This is a genomic window from Nocardioides secundeburneus, assembly GCF_039939255.1.
In the GTDB taxonomy this organism is placed as follows: Bacteria; Actinomycetota; Actinomycetes; order Propionibacteriales; family Nocardioidaceae; genus Nocardioides.
Genome location: NZ_JBDUUE010000004.1, coordinates 346104 through 364204 on the forward strand (window position 1 = coordinate 346104; position 18101 = coordinate 364204).

General features: G+C 72.4%; 19 protein-coding genes. 8 read left to right on the forward strand and 11 right to left on the reverse strand.

Going from position 1 to position 18101, the window contains the following annotated elements; genetic code table 11:
- Positions 1-24 precede the first annotated feature (24 nt).
- The 4 genes from ABFT23_RS12630 to ABFT23_RS12645 all read left to right on the forward strand — a co-directional run bounded on the left by ABFT23_RS12630 (position 25) and on the right by ABFT23_RS12645 (position 3932).
- Complete coding sequence (locus ABFT23_RS12630; protein WP_347895665.1) at positions 25-363, forward strand: histone-like nucleoid-structuring protein Lsr2; 339 nt, start codon at positions 25-27, stop codon at positions 361-363.
- 119 nt (positions 364-482) lie between these two features.
- Positions 483-761, forward strand: a complete 279-nt coding sequence (locus tag ABFT23_RS12635; RefSeq protein ID WP_347895667.1) for a hypothetical protein — start codon at positions 483-485, stop codon at positions 759-761.
- Complete coding sequence (locus ABFT23_RS12640; RefSeq protein WP_347895669.1) at positions 758-1186, forward strand: type II toxin-antitoxin system VapC family toxin; 429 nt, start codon at positions 758-760, stop codon at positions 1184-1186. The genes ABFT23_RS12635 and ABFT23_RS12640 overlap by 4 nt, the downstream gene beginning before the upstream one ends.
- A 133-nt stretch (positions 1187-1319) precedes the next feature.
- Entirely contained in the window at positions 1320-3932 is a 2613-nt protein-coding gene (locus tag ABFT23_RS12645; RefSeq protein WP_347895671.1) for an ATP-dependent Clp protease ATP-binding subunit, read from the forward strand.
- Between the two features lie 75 nt (positions 3933-4007).
- On the opposite strand, the gene ABFT23_RS12650 is transcribed toward ABFT23_RS12645, so the two are convergent.
- Positions 4008-4931, reverse strand: a complete 924-nt coding sequence (locus tag ABFT23_RS12650) for an HhH-GPD family protein (RefSeq protein WP_347895673.1) — start codon at positions 4929-4931, stop codon at positions 4008-4010.
- 14 nt (positions 4932-4945) lie between these two features.
- Here ABFT23_RS12650 and ABFT23_RS12655 point away from each other — a divergent pair, with 14 nt between their 5' ends.
- A complete protein-coding gene (locus tag ABFT23_RS12655; protein WP_347895676.1) occupies positions 4946-5752 on the forward strand; it encodes a hypothetical protein in 807 nt (268 codons plus the stop codon).
- A 3-nt stretch (positions 5753-5755) separates the two neighbouring features.
- On the opposite strand, the gene disA is transcribed toward ABFT23_RS12655, so the two are convergent.
- Together disA and radA are read right to left on the reverse strand one after the other, a co-directional pair.
- Entirely contained in the window at positions 5756-6838 is a 1083-nt protein-coding gene (gene disA / locus ABFT23_RS12660; RefSeq protein ID WP_347895677.1) for a DNA integrity scanning diadenylate cyclase DisA, read from the reverse strand.
- Between the two features lie 35 nt (positions 6839-6873).
- Positions 6874-8313, reverse strand: a complete 1440-nt coding sequence (gene radA / locus ABFT23_RS12665; protein WP_347895679.1) for a DNA repair protein RadA — start codon at positions 8311-8313, stop codon at positions 6874-6876.
- Between the two features lie 536 nt (positions 8314-8849).
- Between radA and ABFT23_RS12670 the strand changes: the two genes are divergently transcribed.
- Positions 8850-9890 carry a LacI family DNA-binding transcriptional regulator gene (locus ABFT23_RS12670; RefSeq protein ID WP_347895681.1) on the forward strand — a complete coding sequence of 347 codons (1041 nt, stop codon included), beginning with the start codon at positions 8850-8852 and terminating at the stop codon, positions 9888-9890.
- Positions 9891-9897: 7 nt separating this feature from the next.
- Here the strand turns inward: ABFT23_RS12670 and ABFT23_RS12675 are convergent, their stop codons facing one another.
- The 4 genes from ABFT23_RS12675 to ABFT23_RS12690 all read right to left on the reverse strand — a co-directional run bounded on the left by ABFT23_RS12675 (position 9898) and on the right by ABFT23_RS12690 (position 12978).
- Entirely contained in the window at positions 9898-10599 is a 702-nt protein-coding gene (locus ABFT23_RS12675) for a class I SAM-dependent methyltransferase (protein ID WP_347895683.1), read from the reverse strand.
- A 29-nt stretch (positions 10600-10628) separates the two neighbouring features.
- On the reverse strand, positions 10629-11267 hold the full coding sequence (locus ABFT23_RS12680; RefSeq protein ID WP_347895684.1) for a VOC family protein: 639 nt from the start codon (positions 11265-11267) through the stop codon (positions 10629-10631).
- A gap of 219 nt (positions 11268-11486) precedes the next feature.
- Entirely contained in the window at positions 11487-12248 is a 762-nt protein-coding gene (locus ABFT23_RS12685; RefSeq protein ID WP_347895686.1) for a hypothetical protein, read from the reverse strand.
- Between the two features lie 10 nt (positions 12249-12258).
- Positions 12259-12978 carry a hypothetical protein gene (locus tag ABFT23_RS12690; protein ID WP_347895687.1) on the reverse strand — a complete coding sequence of 240 codons (720 nt, stop codon included), beginning with the start codon at positions 12976-12978 and terminating at the stop codon, positions 12259-12261.
- A 134-nt stretch (positions 12979-13112) separates the two neighbouring features.
- On the opposite strand from ABFT23_RS12690, the gene ABFT23_RS12695 reads away from it, so the two are divergent.
- The gene (locus tag ABFT23_RS12695; protein ID WP_347895689.1) at positions 13113-14060 is read left to right on the forward strand and encodes a Ppx/GppA phosphatase family protein; all 948 of its coding nucleotides are present in this window, start codon (positions 13113-13115) and stop codon (positions 14058-14060) included.
- Entirely contained in the window at positions 14054-14851 is a 798-nt protein-coding gene (locus tag ABFT23_RS12700; protein ID WP_347895691.1) for a sugar phosphate isomerase/epimerase family protein, read from the forward strand. The genes ABFT23_RS12695 and ABFT23_RS12700 overlap by 7 nt, the downstream gene beginning before the upstream one ends.
- On the opposite strand, the gene ABFT23_RS12705 is transcribed toward ABFT23_RS12700, so the two are convergent.
- From ABFT23_RS12705 to ABFT23_RS12720, 4 genes are read right to left on the reverse strand one after another with little or no spacing between them, the layout of a single operon-like run.
- The gene (locus ABFT23_RS12705) at positions 14852-15754 is read right to left on the reverse strand and encodes a ribonuclease Z (protein WP_347895693.1); all 903 of its coding nucleotides are present in this window, start codon (positions 15752-15754) and stop codon (positions 14852-14854) included.
- 53 nt (positions 15755-15807) lie between these two features.
- The gene (locus tag ABFT23_RS12710; protein ID WP_347895695.1) at positions 15808-16185 is read right to left on the reverse strand and encodes a DUF7674 family protein; all 378 of its coding nucleotides are present in this window, start codon (positions 16183-16185) and stop codon (positions 15808-15810) included.
- A complete protein-coding gene (locus ABFT23_RS12715) occupies positions 16182-16856 on the reverse strand; it encodes a response regulator transcription factor (protein WP_347895697.1) in 675 nt (224 codons plus the stop codon). Before ABFT23_RS12715 ends, ABFT23_RS12710 begins: the two co-directional genes overlap by 4 nt.
- On the reverse strand, positions 16853-18061 hold the full coding sequence (locus tag ABFT23_RS12720) for a sensor histidine kinase (protein WP_347895699.1): 1209 nt from the start codon (positions 18059-18061) through the stop codon (positions 16853-16855). Before ABFT23_RS12720 ends, ABFT23_RS12715 begins: the two co-directional genes overlap by 4 nt.
- Between the last annotated feature and the right edge of the window lie 40 nt (positions 18062-18101).

Below are 18101 nucleotides of genomic sequence, written 5' to 3' on the forward strand. Positions count from 1 at the left end.
CCGTTCCGGAAAGGCCGCGATCACATGGCTCAGAAGGTCAACATCACTTTGGTCGACGACATCGACGGCTCCGACGCCGACGAGACCGTGACCTTCGGTCTCGACGGGGCCACCTACGAGATCGACCTGAATTCCGACAATGCCACCTCGCTGCGCGAGGCCCTCGCCGGATATGTCGGAAATGCCCGCAAGGTCTCCGGCGGACGCCGCGCCGCGACCCGCAAGTCCGCCCCGGCCGCCGCCGCTAATTCCGGCAGCAGTGCCGCCGAGGTCCGCGAGTGGGCCCGGTCCAACGGCTACGAGGTCCCCGACCGCGGCCGCATCCCGGCCCACGTGCGCGAGGCGTTCGACGCCGCCAACTGACCCGCGGCGCCCGTCGGCCGATCTCCCTCGCGCGAGGGAGATCGGCCGACGCGCGTCTACGTCGCCGTCGTCGATGTCCTCCTGCAGGCGACCGGACATACACACGTATGCTCATGTGCATGTCCGTGATGGAGCGTCGCCTGCAGCTGCTGCTCGATCAGGAGCGCTACGACCGGGTCGCGGCCGAAGCCACGCGGTCGGGGCGCAGTGTCGCTGCCGTCATCCGCGAGGCCATCGACGTGCGGTTCTCCGACGAGGTGGTCGTCCGACGCGAGGCGGGTCTGCGGCTGCTGGCGCTCGCCGACGGCTCTGACGCACCGCCGATGGAAGACCCGGTCGCGCTCAAGGAGATCTTCGACGCCGACCTCGCCGAGCGGCAGGATGCGCGGCACCCGTGACGGGCCTGTTCATCGACAGCGGCGTGGTCCTCTACGCGCTCGGTCGGCCGAGCGAGCTTCGCTCGTCCTGTGCGGCCGTCGTGACTGCCGCCGTCGAGGGGCGCTGCGTGCTCCACCTCAGTGTCGAGGCGGTGCAGGAGGTGGTCTTCCACCGGATGCGCCGCGTGTCTCGCGGGGCGGCACTGCAGGCCGGTCGGGAGCTCAGTGCCCTGGCTGTGCTGCACCCCTTTGACGAGGACGTCCTGCGCCGCTCGCTCGTGCTGATCGAGTCCAGTCCGATCCGCGGGCGCGACGCCGTCCACGCGGCCACCGCGCAGGCACTCGGTTTCGAGTCGATCGTGAGCGCCGACAGCGACTTCGCCGTGGTGCCCGGGCTCGCTGTCGTCCCGCCCTCGGAGGCGCTCGGCAGCCTGGGTCGTCAGTGACCGTGTTCGCTGTCAGCGGACGTCGTTGGGGTGATCCAGGGAACGCGTAGGCTGGGTCGTGGGGTTGTACATCCCGTACCCCTCCCTCCACCCAGGAGCGGACGGGGACCCCACGACGTACGAGGAGCAACGCATGTTCGAGCGGTTCACAGACCGAGCTCGCCGGGTGGTCGTGCTGGCCCAGGAAGAGGCCCGCATGCTCTCCCACAACTACATCGGCACCGAGCACATCCTGCTCGGCCTCATCCACGAGGGAGAGGGAGTCGCGGCGAAGGCGCTGGAGTCCCTCGACATCTCGCTCGAGGCCGTGCGCGCCCAGGTCGAGGAGATCATCGGCCAGGGCCAGCAGGCGCCGTCCGGCCACATCCCCTTCACCCCGCGCGCCAAGAAGGTGCTCGAGCTGTCGTTGCGCGAGGCGCTGCAGCTCGGCCACTCCTACATCGGCACCGAGCACATCCTGCTCGGCCTCATCCGCGAGGGCGAGGGCGTCGCCGCCCAGGTGCTGCAGAAGCTCGGCGCCGACCTCAACCGGGTGCGCCAGCAGGTCATCCAGCTGCTCTCCGGCTTCCAGGGCAAGGAGAACACGCAGGCCGCGGCCGCCTCGGCCAGCGGCAGCGACGCCCCGTCGTCCTCGCTCGTGCTCGACCAGTTCGGCCGCAACCTCACCCAGGACGCCCGCGAGGGCAAGCTCGACCCCGTGATCGGTCGCGAGAGCGAGATCGAGCGGGTCATGCAGATCCTGTCGCGCCGCACGAAGAACAACCCGGTGCTCATCGGTGAGCCCGGCGTCGGCAAGACCACGATCGTCGAGGGTCTCGCCCAGGACATCGTCAAGGGCAACGTGCCCGAGACGCTCAAGGACAAGCAGATCTACACCCTCGACCTCGGCGCGCTCGTCGCCGGCAGCCGCTACCGCGGCGACTTCGAGGAGCGCCTGAAGAAGGTGCTCAAGGAGATCCGCACCCGCGGCGACATCGTGCTGTTCATCGACGAGATCCACACCCTCGTCGGCGCCGGTGCGGCCGAGGGCGCGATCGACGCGGCCTCCATCCTCAAGCCGATGCTGGCCCGTGGCGAGCTGCAGACCATCGGCGCCACCACCCTCGACGAGTACCGCAAGTACCTCGAGAAGGACGCCGCCCTCGAGCGCCGCTTCCAGCCCATCCAGGTCGCCGAGCCGTCGATCGCGCACACGATCGAGATGCTCAAGGGCCTGCGCGACCGCTACGAGGCGCACCACCGCGTCACCATCACCGACGAGGCGCTGGTCTCGGCCGCCACGCTGGCCGACCGCTACATCTCCGACCGATTCCTGCCCGACAAGGCCATCGACCTCATCGACGAGGCGGGCTCGCGTCTGCGCATCCGCCGCATGACGGCGCCGGCCGACCTGCGCGAGTACGACGACAAGATCGCCGACGTCCGCTCGCGCAAGGAGGCCGCGATCGACGGCCAGGACTTCGAGGCCGCCGCGCGCCTGCGTGACGAGGAGAAGCAGCTGATGCTGCGCAAGTCCGAGCGCGAGAAGCAGTGGCGCGCCGGCGACATGGACGAGGTCGCCGAGGTCGACGAGGAGCTCATCGCCGAGGTGCTCGCCGTCGCGACCGGCATCCCGATCGTGAAGCTCTCCGAGGAGGAGTCCTCGCGGCTGCTCAAGATGGAGGACGAGCTGCACAAGCGCGTCATCGGCCAGGACGAGGCCGTCAAGGCACTCTCGCGGGCCATCCGCCGCACTCGTGCCGGCCTCAAGGACCCGAAGCGTCCCGGTGGCTCGTTCATCTTCGCCGGCCCGTCCGGTGTCGGTAAGACGTGGCTGTCCAAGACGCTTGCCGAGTTCCTCTTCGGCGACGAGGACTCCCTCATCCAGCTCGACATGTCGGAGTTCAGCGAGAAGCACACCGTCTCGCGTCTCTTCGGCTCGCCTCCGGGCTACGTCGGCTACGAGGAGGGCGGCCAGCTCACCGAGAAGGTGCGCCGCAAGCCGTTCTCGGTCGTGCTGTTCGACGAGGTCGAGAAGGCCCACCCGGACATCTTCAACTCGCTGCTGCAGATCCTCGAGGAAGGTCGCCTGACCGACTCGCAGGGCCGCGTGGTCGACTTCAAGAACACCGTCATCATCATGACCACGAACCTCGGTACCCGCGACATCGCCAAGTCGGTGCACCTGGGCTTCAACCAGAGCGGCGACGCGGCGGGCTCCTACGAGCGGATGAAGAACAAGGTCGGCGACGAGCTCAAGCAGCACTTCCGCCCCGAGTTCCTCAACCGTGTCGACGAGATCATCGTCTTCCCGCCGCTCTCGCAGGAGCAGATCGTGGCCATGGTCGACAACATGGTCGCCTCGGTCGAGCTGCGCATGCGCGACCGCGACATGCGCATCGAGCTCACCTCGGCCGCCAAGGCCCTGCTCGCCGAGCGCGGCTTCGACCCGGTGCTCGGTGCTCGCCCGCTGCGGCGCACCATCCAGCGCGAGATCGAGGACGTGCTGGCCGAGAAGATGCTCTACGGCGAGGTCGGCCCTGGCCAGATCGTGCTGGTCGACGTCGAGGGGGAGGGCCCCACGGCCACCTTCACCTTCGCCGGCCAGAAGATGGGCGAGCTGCCCGACCTGCCCCCGTTCGAGACGGCCGAGGTCGGTGGCCCCGACCTCAGCAAGTCGCTCGACGACGGTCCGGTCGACATCACCAAGTCGAACCCGACCACCCCCGAGGCCGAGGGCGGCGCGCAGGGCACCGGCACCCTCTGACCCGTCCACCAGCTCGACCCGTCGTACGCGAGTACGGCGGGTCGAGCTGCGTTTTCCGCCGACGATGGGTCGGCGTCAGGGGAGGGCGTAGGTGTCCGGGCCGGTCCGGGCCACGAGGCCGTCGGTCAGGAGGGTGGCGAGGCACCGGGTGCGCTGCGGCTCGTCGGACCACACGGCGTCGAGCGCCGAGCGGTGCACGGGTCCGACGCTCTCGCGCAGCACCGCCATCAGCCGGCCACGGCACTGGCGGTCGGTGCCGGCCCAGGCCTGGCCCTTGCGGGGCGGGCCGTCGTACGGCGGGCGCCCGGCCGCCGTCCAGGCGCAGAGGTCGACGACCGGACAGTCGGCGCAGCGCGGGTTCGCCGCCGTGCAGACGAGGGCCCCGAGCTCCATCGTCGCGACCGCCCAGGTAGCGGCGGTGGCGTCGTCGTCGGGCAGCACGGAGGCGGCGGCGTCGCGCTCGGCGCGGGTGACCGAGGTGTGGGGCAGCTCGACGCCCGACACGGCCCGGGCCAGCACCCGGCGCACGTTGGTGTCGAGCACGACGTGGCGTCGTCCGAAGGCGAAGCTGGCGACGGCGGCGGCGGTGTAGTCGCCCACGCCAGGCAGCGCGATGAGGTCGTCGTAGTCGGCCGGGACCTCGCCGTCGTGACGCTCGACGATCGCCGCCGCAGCGGCGTGCAGCCGCAGCGCCCGGCGCGGGTAGCCCAACCGCCCCCACGCCCGCACGGCCTCGCCGGTGGGCTCGGCGGCGAGGTCGGCCGGAGTCGGCCACCGCTCCATCCAGGCCTCATGCACCGGCAGCACCCGCACGACGGGGGTCTGCTGCAGCATCAGCTCGGAGACCAGCACCGACCACGGCGAGGCCTCCGGACGACGCCACGGCAGGTCGCGCTGGTGGTCGGCGTACCACCTCAGCACGGGGTCGTGGAGCGGTGACGTCGGCACTCCGGCATTCTCCCCTCGGTGTGGCAGCCACGACCGGGCCGGGTCGCTCATTAGCGTGGTGACCCGTGTCGAACCGTCAGCCTCCGCCCCGGGTGACGCCGTCGCGCGGCGTCTACCGGCGTCGTCGACTGATGGTCGGCGCCACCGTCGTGCTGCTCGCCGTCGCCGTCGTCGACATGGTCAACGGCGACGGACCCGACCGGCCGGTGGCCGACACGGTGCAGGGGGTCGGCGCGACCTCCACCGAGACGTCCGCCACCGACGCGCCGAGCCGCAACGGCGGCAAGAACAAGGGCCGCAACCAGGAGCGTCAGCGCGACCGGACGCCCACACCCACCCCGACCCCGGAGCCGCCCCCGCCGCTGCCCGACCCGGTCGGCACCTGCGACAACGCCGACGTCTCGGTGACCCCGACCATGCAACCCGCGATCGCCGGCCGTGCTGTGCTCATCACCCTGACGATGCGCACCATCGAGACGCCTGCCTGCACGTGGACGATCGACCGCGACCACCTGGCCTACAAGATCACCGACGGCGACACCGACGTCTGGTCGAGCAGCCACTGCCCCGCCCAGGTGCCCGACGACACCATCGTGCTGCGCAGCGCCACGCCGGCCGTCTACCGGCTGGCCTGGACCGGGCGGACCTCCACCCGCGACTGCCCGCCCGGCGCCGACCACGCGAAGCCGGGCGAGTACGGCGTCCAGGCTGCCGCGATCGGCGGCGAGCCGTCGCCGGTCGTCGAGTTCGCGCTCACCGACCCGCCGCCACCGCCCGCGCCCGCGGCGCAGACCGGCGAGGGTCAGGGCACGCAGGGCAAGAAGAAGCGCGGCGACCAGCAGGCGCAGCAGCCGACCCAGCAGCCGGGCTAGCGGTCACACGTAGCGTTCGAGGATCGTCGACTCGGCCAGACGCGAGAGACCCTCGCGCACGCTGCGCGCCCGGAGCTCGCCGACGCCGTCGACGGTCTGGAGGTCCTCGATGCCGGCCGAGAGCAGCTTCTGCAGGGTGCCGAAGTGGTCGACGAGCCGGTCGACGACCGGGGCCGGGAGCCGCGGGACCTTGGCCAGGAGCCGGTAGCCGCGCGGCGCGACGGCACCGTCGAGGTGCTCGGCGGTGCCGAGACCGAGCACGCGCGCGGCGGAGGCCGGGTCGACCAGCTCGGTGGGGGAGAGCGCCTCGAGGCGCCCGAGGAGCACCTCGGGGCTCTTGGTGCGGCGTCCGGCGGGCACGTAGTCGCGGATCACGAGCTCACGCTCGGCGTCGACGCCGGTGATGAGCTCCTCGAGCTGGAGCGCGAGCAGGCGGCCGTCGCTGCCGAGCTCGAGCACGTAGTCCTCGATCTCGCGGGCGATGCGGGTGACCATCTCGAGCCGCTGCGCGACCACGGCGACGTCGCGGACGGTGACGAGGTCCTCCACCTCGAGCGCCGACAACGTGCTCGACACCTCGTCGAGGCGCAGCTTGTAGCGCTCGAGCGTGGCGAGGGCCTGGTTAGCGCGCGAGAGGATCTGGCCGGAGTCCTCCAGCACGTGCCGGGTCTCGCCGACGTAGGCGGCGATGATCTGCATCGACTGCGACACCGAGATCACCGGACACCCGGTCTGCTTGGCGACCCGGTCGGCGGTGCGGTGCCGGGTGCCGGTCTCTTCCGACGGGATCGTGTGGTCGGGCATGAGGTGCACCGCGGCCTGGATGATCCGGGTCAGGTTGGTGTCGACGATGATCGCGCCGTCCATCTTCGCCAGCTCGCGCAGGCCCGTGGCGGTGAACGGCACGTCGAGCCGGAAACCACCGGTGGCGATGGACTCGACGATGCGGTCGTGACCGATGACGATCAGCGCTCCGGTGCGGCCACGCAGGATGCGCTCGAGGCCGTCGCGCAGGGCCGTGCCGGGGGCGATCTGCGCCAGGGTCGCGCGCAGGCGCAGCTGCTCCTCGCTGCGGCCGTCACTCATGCCAGCAGCCTAACGGTGATGCAGGCGACGGGGGGTCATCCGGGATCGACCACCTCCAGCGCGTGCTTGGTGCGGGAGTCGAGGTGGAGCAGGTGCAGCGCCGACCGGACGTCGCGCACCTCGACCACCCGCATGCCCTCGACGACGCGGTCGGAGCGCTCGGAGCGCGGCCCCGGCGCCTCGCGCCCGCTCGCCGGCGCCGGTACGACGGCCATCCTGAAGCCGAGGCGCGACGCCTCGGCCAAGCGCTGCGGCAGGTCACGCACCCGTCGCAGCTCACCGGCCAGGCCGATCTCGCCCATCGCCACCACGCCGACCGGTGGCGGGGTGACGAAGGTGGCCGAGGCGATGGCCACCGCCACGGCCAGGTCGCTGGCCGGCTCGGACAGCTTGGCGCCGCCGACCGTGGAGGCGAACACGTCGTGGGCGTGCAGCCTGATGCCGCAGTGCTGTTGGAGCACCGCCAGCACCATGGCGATGCGCGAGCCGTCGAGGCCGGACGTCGTGCGCCGCGGCCGCTCGAGCGGGGACGGCGTCACGAGGGCCTGCACCTCGGCGAGGAGCGGACGACGTCCCTCCATGGTGACCGCCACGCAGGTGCCGGCGACCCGGCCGTGCAGGTGCTCGACGAACAGCCCGGTGGGGTCGGCGACCGCCGAGATGCCGTCGGCGGCGAGGTCGAAGCAGCCGACCTCGTCGACCGGGCCGAACCGGTTCTTCACCGCCCGCACCATGCGGAAGCGGCTGTTGCGGTCGCCCTCGAACTGCAGGACGACGTCGACGAGGTGCTCGAGCACCCGGGGGCCGGCAATCGCGCCGTCCTTGGTGACGTGGCCGACGAGCACCGTGGCGAGGTCGCGGGTCTTGGCCACCCGGACCAGGGCCGCCGAGACCTCCTTGACCTGCGTGACGCCGCCCGGCACCCCCTCGACGCCGGTGGCGCCGATGGTCTGCACGGAGTCGACGACGAGCAGGTCGGGCCGGACCTGCTCGATGTGGGTGAGCACCGCGCCGAGGTCGGTCTCGGCCGCGAGGTAGAGCTCGTCGTGGACACCGCCGGTGCGGTCGGCCCGCAACCGCACCTGCGACGCCGACTCCTCACCCGTGACGTAAAGCACCCGACGACCGGTGCGTGCGGTCTGCGCGGCGACCTCGAGCAGCAGCGTGCTCTTGCCGACACCCGGCTCGCCGGCCAGCAGGATGGCCGCCCCGGGCACCAGACCACCGCCGAGCACCCGGTCGAGCTCGGCGACGCCCGTGCCCCGGAACGCCGACTGCGAGACCTGGACCTGACCGATCGGCACCGCCGCCGTCGTCACCGGCCCCGCGCTCGCCCGCACCGTGGGAGCGCCGGACTCGGCCACCGAGCCCCACGCCTGGCACTCGCCGCAGCGACCGACCCACTTCGCCGTCTGCCACCCGCACTCGGCGCACACGTAGGACGGGCGAGGAGACTTGGTGGACTTCGCAGGCATGGGGGAGACGCTAGACGCGACCACCGACAGTGTTGGATGGCGCTCGCTCCGCTTCGCGCGTGGCGCGCCGCCTGAAGAGGCCGTCTCGGCACACGTCGAGCGCACGTCCTCCGCTCGTTCCTCGCTCCGGACGCACCCTCGACGCGCACCGAGACGCCCTCGCGGCGCGCCATTCCGATGGCGCTCGCTCCGCTTCGCGCGTGGCGCGCCGCCTGAAGAGGCCGTCTCGCGGCGCGCCATTCCGATGGCGCTCGCTTCGCTTCGCGCGTGGCGCGCCGCCTGAAGAGGCCGTCTCGCAAACGGGTTCGTCGCGGCGTCCGGGATAGTCCCTGACGTCAATCAGGGATCATGACGTCGGATCGTTGATCGACGTCAGGGACTATCCCAGCGGTCCGCACCGACGCGGACCCCGGACGCGCACCGAGACGCCCTCGCGGCGCGCCGGTGCGGACACCGGCGGGGTCGGCGTCGCGTCCGGTTACGATCGGCTTGGATCGATCCAGACCGCTGGCTTCGACGCGAGGGAGGTGGTCGGCGTGGAGCGCGTCCCGCGGATCCACTCGCGCATCCCGGCCGTCGCGCCGACACTCGCCGACGTCGCCGAGCGGGCCGGCGTCTCGCGGCAGACCGTCTCCAACGCGGTCAACAACCCCGACCTGCTGCGCGAGGACACCCTCGCGCGCGTGCAGGAGGCGATCGTCGAGCTCGGCTACGTGCCCAACCGGGCCGCGCGCAACCTGCGCACCCGCGCCTCCCACCTCGTGGGCATGCGGCTCAGTCCGCTCATCGACGGCACCGCCACCGCGGTGATGGACCGCTTCGTGCACTCCCTCGTCTGGACCTCGCGCGAGGCCGGCTACCACGTGCTGCTGTTCTCCGGCGAGGGTCCCGACCCGCTCGAGGGCTACGACGACCTCCTCCGCTCGACCGCGGTCGACGCGTTCGTCGTCACCGACACCTACCTCGGCAACCCGCAGGCCACCTGGCTGCGCGAGCGCCGCGCGCCCTTCGTCGCCTTCGGTCGCCCGTGGGACGACGACGACGCCCGTCACCCGTGGGTCGACGTCGACGGCGCCGCCGGCACCGAGCTGGCCACCCGCCACCTCCTCGACCGCGGCCACACCAAGATCGCCTGGATCGGCTGGCGCAAGGACTCCTTCATCGGCGAGGACCGCCGCTCCGGCTGGTCGCGGGCCCTGCGCGACCGCGGGCTGTCGACCACCGGCATGGCCTCCCGCGTCGAGGACACCGTGAGCAGCGGCCGTGAAGCGAGCGCCTGGCTGCTCGACGAGGCCCGCCCGTCGGCGTTCGTGTGCGCCTCCGACACGCTGGCGATGGGCGTGCTCCACACCCTCGCCGAGCGCGGTCTGCACCCGGGACGCGACATCGCCGTCGTCGGCTTCGACGACTCCCAGGTCGCCCAGGTCGTGCACCCGGGGCTCACGTCGGTGCGTCAGCCCCTCGAGGAGGTCGCAGTCGCCGTCGTCCGGTCGCTGGAGGACCTGCTGGCCACGCCGTCCTACGTCGGCGAGGGCCTGCTGCTGGCGCCGTCGCTCACGGTCCGCGGCTCGAGCTGACCGCCGCTCAGAAGGTCCGCGACCACACGTTGACGGCGTAGTCGACCTCGAGCCCGTCGTGGTGGCGCAGGATCTCGTCGGCAATCGACGGCTTGAACTCGATGCGCACGACGGCCTCGAGGTCGGCGCGCGAGGTGAAGCGCCAGCCCATGTCGACCGACGTGCGGGTCCAGCCGCGGGTGACCCAGAAACGCTCGATCTCCGACGGCGGCGGCAGGTGGGGGTAGCCCCGACGGAACCACGCGCCGAACGTCGAGCGCGACCCGTCGTTGTCGATGACCATCGCGGTGCCGCCCCGACGCACGACCCGGTCGAGCTCGGCCAGCCCGGGCTCGCACCCGGGGCCGAAGAAGTAGGCCCAGCGCACGTGGACGACGTCGACCGAACGGTCGGGCAGCGGCACCTGCTGCGCCGTGCCGGGAAGGCAGCGCACGACGGGCAGGGACGCCGTCCGGCGCCGGGCGAGGGCGAGCAGGTCGGGGTGCGGCTCGACGCCGATCACGGAGCCGGCCCGCTCGGCGAAGGCGGGCAGGTGGAAGCCGGCGCCGCAGCCGAGGTCGAGGACCGTGCGGCCCGACCAGTCGGCGAGGCCCTCGAGCGTCGTCCACAGCCGCCCGTCGGGATCGACGGCGCGGTTCTCGAGCTCGTAGGTCGCGGTGTGCTTCCAGATGTTGGGGCTCGGCACGGCCCCTGGGAGCGGACGGCTCATCCGCGCCTCGGACCGGCGCCGGACCCGGGTCAGATCCGGACCAGACCGCCGGGCGTCTGCACCTGCGCGGCGAGGATGCCGGGCGTGCCGTGCGGGGCGACCCACTCGACCTTGATGTCCTCCAGCGGCGCCTCGACGGTCTCGCCGAGCCACTCGCTGACCCGCTGCGGGTCGCCGGCGATCTCCAGGCAGGCCAGGGAGAACGTGGCGTCGGCGCCGGCCGAGGGGTGCATCTCGGCCGGGCTGTCCCACTGCACGAAGAACGGCAGCTGCGGGTCGGAGATGGTGCCGTTGACGCCGATCTGCTTCCACAGCAGCTCGGTGCCGTCGGGGCGGTGCCGGTTGCCCTTCACCGCGGCGCGACCGAGTCGCTGCTCGACGACGGTGATGTCGTCGACCGCGACGACCCAGCCGAGCCAGCCGCCGCCGAGGGCCGAGCGGGCCTTGACCGCCTGGCCGAACGGGGCCTTGTCGGACGCCGGGTGGTCGAGCGCCTCGACGACCTCGAGGTAGGTGTTGTCGGCCATCGGCAGGATGCGGTTGCGCGTGCCGAAGCGGGGGTGGATGCCGCCGTCGACGAAGTGGCGCCCCAGGAGGTGCCCGATGCGCTGAGCGGTGGCCTCGAGACCATCAGGTCCGGCGGCGTAGGAGAGATGATCGAGGCGCATGCCGACAATTGTGAGTAACCCCCGCCTGCCCCGCGACGCCGGGGGTCGGATCTCTTGACGTCGAGAGGTCTCGGGCGGTACCGGCTATCGCCGGGGTCGGTCGGGGTTGCGTCGGCGGATCGGCTGCGGGGGTCTCGGCGCGCTTCGCGCCTTCGTTCCTCAGGCGCTGCGCTTGCTCGACCTGCGCCGGCTACGTGAGGGCGCTCGTCCCTCGCGCCCTCACGGCCGGCTTGCCGGGTGGAGGGCGAGGGCCGACCGTGAGCGCACGTGCGCGTCGCAGTGGACGACGAGCTGGTCGTAGGCCGCGCGCCCCATCAGCTCGACCAGCTCGGCCTCGTGGGTGACGTAGACCGGCTCGGGGGCCACGTGCGCCTCGGTGTTGCCGGAGCAGTACCAGTCAAGGTCGTGGCCGCCGGGTCCCCAGCCGCGTCGGTCGTACTCGCCGATCGAGACCTCGGTGTAGGAGGTGCCGTCCTGTCGCTCGACGGTGCGGAACGTGCGCCGGATCGGCAGCTGCCAGCACACGTCGGGCTTGGTCGCGACGGGGTTCTTCTCGAGCACGAACGCCAGGGCGTGCAGGGCGCAGCCGGCGCCGAGGTGGAAGTCGGGGCGGTTGTGGAAGACGCAGGCCTGCTGGCCGTCGACGGTCTTCGTGGCGGTCTTGCGCTCGCCGTCGTCGTCGACCTCGACCCAGTCCTTCTTCTTGACCTTGCGGCCCGGGTGGAACTGCCACAGGGTCTCGTCGAGCATGCCGACGAACTCCGCGGTGCGCTTCTCGTCGTCCCGGTCGGCGAAGTGAGCCCCGAGGGTGCAGCAGCCGGTGTCGGGCGAGGTCTCGTAGATGCCCTGACAGCCCTGGCCGAAGATGCACATGTAGCTGCTCGTCAACCAGGTGAGGTCGCAGCGCATCACCTCGGAGTCGTCGGCGGGGTTGGGGAACTCCACGTAGGCACGCGGAAAGACCAGGTCGACCTCAGGCACGAGGAGGAGCCTACGGCTGCGGGGTCTCGTCGTCGGCGGTGCGCCGCTGCTCGGTCTGCTGCTCGGTCTGCTGCTCGGCCTGCTTACGGCGTCGCTTGATCTCGGCGCGCGCGAGCACGTACGCGAGCACGACGGGCCAGACGTACGTGACCTTGTCGGCCAGCCAGGCCACCCAGCCCGGCACGGAGGGGAGCGACCAGTCGGGCCACGGGATCGACGGGAGCGGGATCGACGGGAGCGGGATCGAGGGCAGGTCGGGCGTCGGGATCGAGGGCAGGTCCCAGTCGGGCCACGGCAGGTGGACGGCGAACCGCACGACGAGCAGCGTGAGCAGGATCGGCACGACGACGGCCGCCACGCCGCCGGCCACCTTCTGCGCCTCGTAGCGTCGCGGGTGCTCGAGCATCCACGCCTCGTGGACGGCGGCCGGTGACCCGGGCTCGGGGACCAGGTCGCGGCCGCCCGTGCCCAGGGCGGCGTCGACGTCGTCGCCGGCGGCGTAGAAGGTGGCGCGACGTGGCTTGCCGAGCCCGCTGAAGCGCAGCCGCACGGTACCGGCGCCGGAGGACTCGTCGTCCGGCTCGAGGCGCACCTTGTCCTCGGCGGTGCGACGCTCGGCGACGAGCTCGTCGTCGACCCACCAGCGCAGGTGCTTGCGCCAGCCGCCGGTGTCGGCCTCGACCCGGTGGCGGACGCCATCGGTGACGAGGTCCCAGCGCTGCACGGCCATGACCCGACGCTAGGACCGCCCACGGGGACGGCGGATCGTGCTGCGGTATCGCCCGGTGTGACTTCGGTAGCGGTCGCGGCACACGACCCCACGCGCGGACCCGGGCACCAGGGACGAGTTGTAGCGTGGGCCTCATGCGCCTCGGCGTCCTCGACATCGGCTCGAACACAGGCCACCTGCTGGTGGTCGACGCCCACGACGGCGCAGCCCCGCTGCCGGCGTTCTCCTACAAGCAGCCGCTGCGGCTCGCCGAGCACCTCGACGCCGGCGGGGCGGTCTCGCAGACCGGCATCGACGCGCTCACGGCGTTCACCGCCGAGGCCCTCGTCGTCGCGGAGGAGAAGGGGTGCGAGGACATGCTCCCGTTCGCCACCTCCGCGGTGCGCGACAGCGCCAACAGTGACGACGTCCTGGCGCACGTCAAGGAGCGCACCGGCGTCGAGATCGGCGTGCTGTCCGGCGAGGACGAGGCGCGGCTCACGTTCTTGTCGGTGCGGCGGTGGTTCGGCTGGTCGGCCGGGCGTCTCGCGGTCTTCGACATCGGCGGCGGCTCGCTCGAGATCGCCGCGGGCGGCGACGAGCGTCCCGACGTCGCCTGGTCGCTGCCGCTCGGCGCCGCCCGCCTGGCGCGCGCCCACTTCAGCGAGTGGCCCGACGAGGCCGGGTTGAAGCAGATCCGCAAGGGCATCCGCACGGCCATCGCCCGCGACGCCGGCAACCTGCTGCGCGCCGGCGCCCCGCACAAGGCCGCGGCCACCTCGAAGACCTTCCGCTCGCTCGCGCGCATCTGCGGCGCCGCGCCGTCGGGCGAGGGTGCGCTGGTGCCGCGCACGCTGCCGCTCGCGACGTTGCGCGAGTGGATCCCCAAGCTCGTGGCGATGGACGCCGACGCGCTCGCCGAGCTGCCCGGCGTCTCGCCGAGCCGCACCCACCAGATCGTGCCCGGAGCGCTCGTCGCCGAGGCGTGCATGGACATCTTCGACCTCGCCGAGCTCGAGATCTGCCCGTGGGCGTTGCGCGAGGGCGTCATCCTCGAGCGCATCGACCGCATCGGCGTCACCAGCGGAACCGATTCGTGGTGACCCGGATCGGCCTCTCGACGTCCTCGGTCTACCCCGAGTCGACGGCGCACGCCTTCACCTACGCGGCCTCGGTCGGCTACGACGCGGTCGAGGTGATGGTCGGCATCGATGCCCTGAGCCAGCAGACGTCGGCGGTCAAGCAGCTCTCCGAGCACCACGCCATGCCGATCTGCGCCGTCCACGCGCCGTGCCTGCTGTTCACCCAGCGCGTCTGGGGCACCGAGCCGTGGGGCAAGCTCGAGCGATCGGCCGAGATGGCGGCCGAGGTCGGGGCCGAGGTCGTCGTCGTGCACCCGCCGTTCCGGTGGCAGAAGGAGTACGCTCGCGACTTCGTCAACGGCATCGCGGCCCTCGAGAACTCCACCGGCATCCACTTTGCGGTCGAGAACATGTACCCGTGGCGGGCGACCAAGAAGCGCGGTGCCGAGATGTACCTCCCCGGGTGGGACCCCTCCCAGGAGCCCTACGCCAACACCACCATCGACCTCAGCCACGCCGCGATCGCCCGCTCCGACGTCGTCGAGATGGCCGACCGCCTCGGCTCGCGCCTGCGTCACGTGCACCTCACCGACGGCACGGGCTCGGCCAAGGACGAGCACCTCGTGCCGGGCCGCGGCATCATGGGGGCCGAGCGCTTCCTGCGCCACATCTCGGCGCCGTCGTTCGACTTCACCGGCGACGTCGTGCTCGAGATCAACACCCGCAAGTGCTCCACCCGCGAGGAGCGCGAGGCCGACCTGCGCGAGTCGCTCGAGTTCGCGCGCGAGCACTTCGTCGTACGTAGCGTCTGATCATTCACTGCGGCGCGGCACCGGCACGCGGTCGAGGTCGTTGGCCACGACGACGTGTCCGGCGAAAACCGAGGCGGCCTCGGCCCGGAACGGCGTCAGGTCGGGGTAGCGCTGGGAGAAGTGGGTGAGCACGAGGGTGCGTACCCCCGCCTCGGCGGCGAGCGTGGCGGCCTGCCGGGCCGTCAGGTGCCCGTGCGCCTCGGCCAGGTGGACGTCGTCGTGCAGGTAGGTCGCCTCGGCCACGAGGAGGTCGGCGTCCTGGGCCAGCTCGCGGGCGCCGTCGCAGGGACGGGTGTCCATGACGAAGGCGAACCGCTGACCGGCGCGGTGCTCGCTGACCTCCTCGATGCCGACGCCGTCGAGCTCGCCCGCGAGCTGCAGCTCGCGCACCCGGGGCCCGCCGATGCCCGCGGCGGCCAGGAGATCGGGTCGCATCCGTCGTCCGTCGGGCTCGACCAGGCGGTAGCCGAACGTCTCGATGGCGTGGTCGAGCCGCACGGCCTCGAGCCGCCCGAATGCGCCCGTGGCCACCACCCCGGTCTCGTGCACCGGCGCGGCGTGCACGTCGGCGACGTCGAAGAACGACGTCGCGTGCCGGAGCCGGTCGTAGAACGGCTCGCCCGAGGCCGGGAAGTGCACGGGCACCGGGTGCCGCACGCCGTCCAGCGACAGTCGCTGGACGACGCCCGGCAGGCCCAGGCTGTGGTCGCCGTGCAGGTGCGTGATGCAGATGCACGTGATCGCCGAGGCGGGCAGGCCGGCGAGGAGCATCTGTCGCTGGGCGCCCTCGCCGGGGTCGAGGAGGATGCCCTCGTCGTCCCACCGCAGGAAGGCCGCGTGGTGGCTGCGGTCGCGGGTCGGCACCTGGCTGGCCGTGCCGAGCAGGACGATCTCGCGCACCATGCGGTCATCGTCGCAGGCGGGGTGCGGTGCGTGGTGCGGCCCGCCGGGGGACCTCAGTCGACCGGCAGCACGGCGGGCGCCTCGCCCGCCCAGAACGCGTCGAGCCCGCGCCACCACCGCGCGGACTCGGGTCCGAGCAGCGGCAGGAACACCGAGGTGTCGAGCCCCGCGTGCCCGGCGTAGTTCTGCAGCGACTCGAGGTAGCCGATCGTCGCGAGGGTGGTGACGTCGCCGTCGCCTTCCAGGTGCAGGCGCTCGACGGCGGCGAAGAACGGCCCGAGCACGTCGCTCCGGCCGGCGCGGACGAGATCGACGACGTGGACGGCGAGGGTCGAGGCGTCGAGGTAGGGGAGCTCGCCGGCGTCGTCGAGCTCGGGCGGATCGGGCAGCGTGGGCAGCACCAGGTCGAGCACCTCGGCGTAGGTGATCACGCCGTCACCACCCCGGTCTCGTAGGCGGTCACGACCAGCTGGGCCCGGTCGCGTGCGCCGAGCTTGAGGAACAGGCGCGACACGTGGGTCTTGGCGGTCAGCGGCGACAGCACCAGCTCGGCGGCGATCTCCTGGTTCGACAGCCCACGCCCCACGAGGGCCAGGATCTCGCGCTCACGCGGGGTGAGGTCGGCAAGACGCCCGTCGTCGGGCGGAGCAGCGACGGGCACCGTCTCGACCGGCGCCGACGCCACGTAGGCCTCGATGAGCCGCTTGGTCACCCGCGGGGCGAGCAGCGCCTGCCCGTCGTGCACCAGCCGGACGGCGTCGATGAGCGCCTCGGGCTCGACGTCCTTGAGCAGGAACCCGGCGGCCCCGGCGCGCAGTGCGCCGAAGACGTACTCGTCGAGCTCGAAGGTCGTCAGGACGACGACGCGCGTGCCGGCCAGCGCGGGCGTGGCGGTGATGCGCGCGGTGGCCTCGAGGCCGTCGACGCGCGGCATGCGGATGTCCATGAGGACGACGTCGGGGGCGAGCTCGGTGGCGAGCCGGACGCCCTCGGCGCCGTCGACCGCCTCGCCGACGACCTCGATGTCGGGCTCGGAGCCGAGCAGCGCGCGGAACCCGGCGCGCACCAGCGTCTGGTCGTCGACCAGCAGCACCCGGATCACCCCGCACCGCCTGTACCGTCGACGGCCACGGGCAGCAGCGCCGAGACCCGCCACCCGCCGTCGGCGCGGGGACCGGCCTCGAGCGAGCCACCCACGGCCGCGGCGCGCTCGCGCATGCCGCGGAGGCCGTTGCCCGACCCGGTGGCGTCGAGCGGGGTGGGTGCGGTGCCGCCGTCGTCCTCGACCTCGATGCGGAGCACGTCGCGCCGTCCGTCGTCGGTGTGCGGCTCGCGGGTCACGCGCACCCGGGCGGCCGTCGGGCCGACGTGGCGCAGCACGTTGGTCAGGGCCTCCTGGACGATCCGGAAGCCGGCCGTGCCGACGGTCACCGGCAGCTGGTCGGCGGCCGGGTCGATGGTCACGTCGAGGTCGACCCCGGCCGAGGCGAGACCTTCGCGGAGGTCGTCGATCTGCGCCAGGCCCTGGGTCGGCACGACGGGTGCGTCGTCGTCGGGGCGGAGAAGGCCGAGCATCGAGCGCAGGTCGGTGAGCGCGTCGCCGCTGACCCGCTTGATGTCGCGCAGCGTCGCGCGGGCCTGGTCGGGGTCGCGCTCGAGCAGGTGCGCGCCCACGCCGGCCTGCACGTTGATCGCCACCATCGCGTGCGCGACGACGTCGTGGACGTCGCGGGCGATGCGCAGCCGCTCCTCGCCGACGCGGCGCAGCGCCTCCTCCTCGCGGGTGCGCTCGGCCGACTCGGCCCGCTCGACCAGCGCCTGCGTGGCAGCGCGTCGTTCGTGCGCGGCCACGCCGAAGGCGAGGGGGAGGGCGACGAGTGCCAGGTTGCGGGCGTAGTCCCAGGTGATGATCGCGTGCGGGCTGTAGAGCTGCAGGATGGCGACCACGACCGGCATGGCGCCGACGCCGGCCCAGAGCGCCGCGCGTCGTCCGTGGGTGGCGGCCAGGGTGTAGGCGCAGATGACGGCCGGGATGCCGATGGTCTCGTAGATGCAGGCCGGCCCGACCAGCGCGAAGACCAGCACCATCGCGACCGCGAACGAGGCCCGCGGCCACCGCCGGCGGACCAGGATCGGCAGCGCGAGGACGACGATCGCCGCGACCGAGAGCGCGCCGGAGGGGTCGTCCTTCGGCGACCCGAAGAGCTCGACGAGCATCGAGGCGAGGGTGACCGCGAACGCGGCCCCGTCGACGACGGGGCCGCGCCACCTGCTCCACCACGACATGCACGACGACGACCGGGCCACCCGCAGACCGTATCCGCGGGTGGCCCGGCCGGGCGTCGGC

Coding starts and splice junctions, on each gene's coding strand:
- ABFT23_RS12630 (WP_347895665.1), top strand. CDS start 25: ATGGCTCAGAAGGTCAACATCACTTTGGTCGACGACATCGACGGCTCC.
- ABFT23_RS12635 (WP_347895667.1), top strand. CDS start 483: ATGTCCGTGATGGAGCGTCGCCTGCAGCTGCTGCTCGATCAGGAGCGC.
- ABFT23_RS12645 (WP_347895671.1), top strand. CDS start 1,320: ATGTTCGAGCGGTTCACAGACCGAGCTCGCCGGGTGGTCGTGCTGGCC.
- ABFT23_RS12650 (WP_347895673.1), bottom strand. CDS start 4,931: ATGAGCGACCCGGCCCGGTCGTGGCTGCCACACCGAGGGGAGAATGCC.
- disA (WP_347895677.1), bottom strand. CDS start 6,838: ATGAGTGACGGCCGCAGCGAGGAGCAGCTGCGCCTGCGCGCGACCCTG.
- radA (WP_347895679.1), bottom strand. CDS start 8,313: ATGCCTGCGAAGTCCACCAAGTCTCCTCGCCCGTCCTACGTGTGCGCC.
- ABFT23_RS12675 (WP_347895683.1), bottom strand. CDS start 10,599: ATGAGCCGTCCGCTCCCAGGGGCCGTGCCGAGCCCCAACATCTGGAAG.
- ABFT23_RS12680 (WP_347895684.1), bottom strand. CDS start 11,267: ATGCGCCTCGATCATCTCTCCTACGCCGCCGGACCTGATGGTCTCGAG.
- ABFT23_RS12690 (WP_347895687.1), bottom strand. CDS start 12,978: ATGGCCGTGCAGCGCTGGGACCTCGTCACCGATGGCGTCCGCCACCGG.
- ABFT23_RS12695 (WP_347895689.1), top strand. CDS start 13,113: ATGCGCCTCGGCGTCCTCGACATCGGCTCGAACACAGGCCACCTGCTG.
- ABFT23_RS12705 (WP_347895693.1), bottom strand. CDS start 15,754: ATGGTGCGCGAGATCGTCCTGCTCGGCACGGCCAGCCAGGTGCCGACC.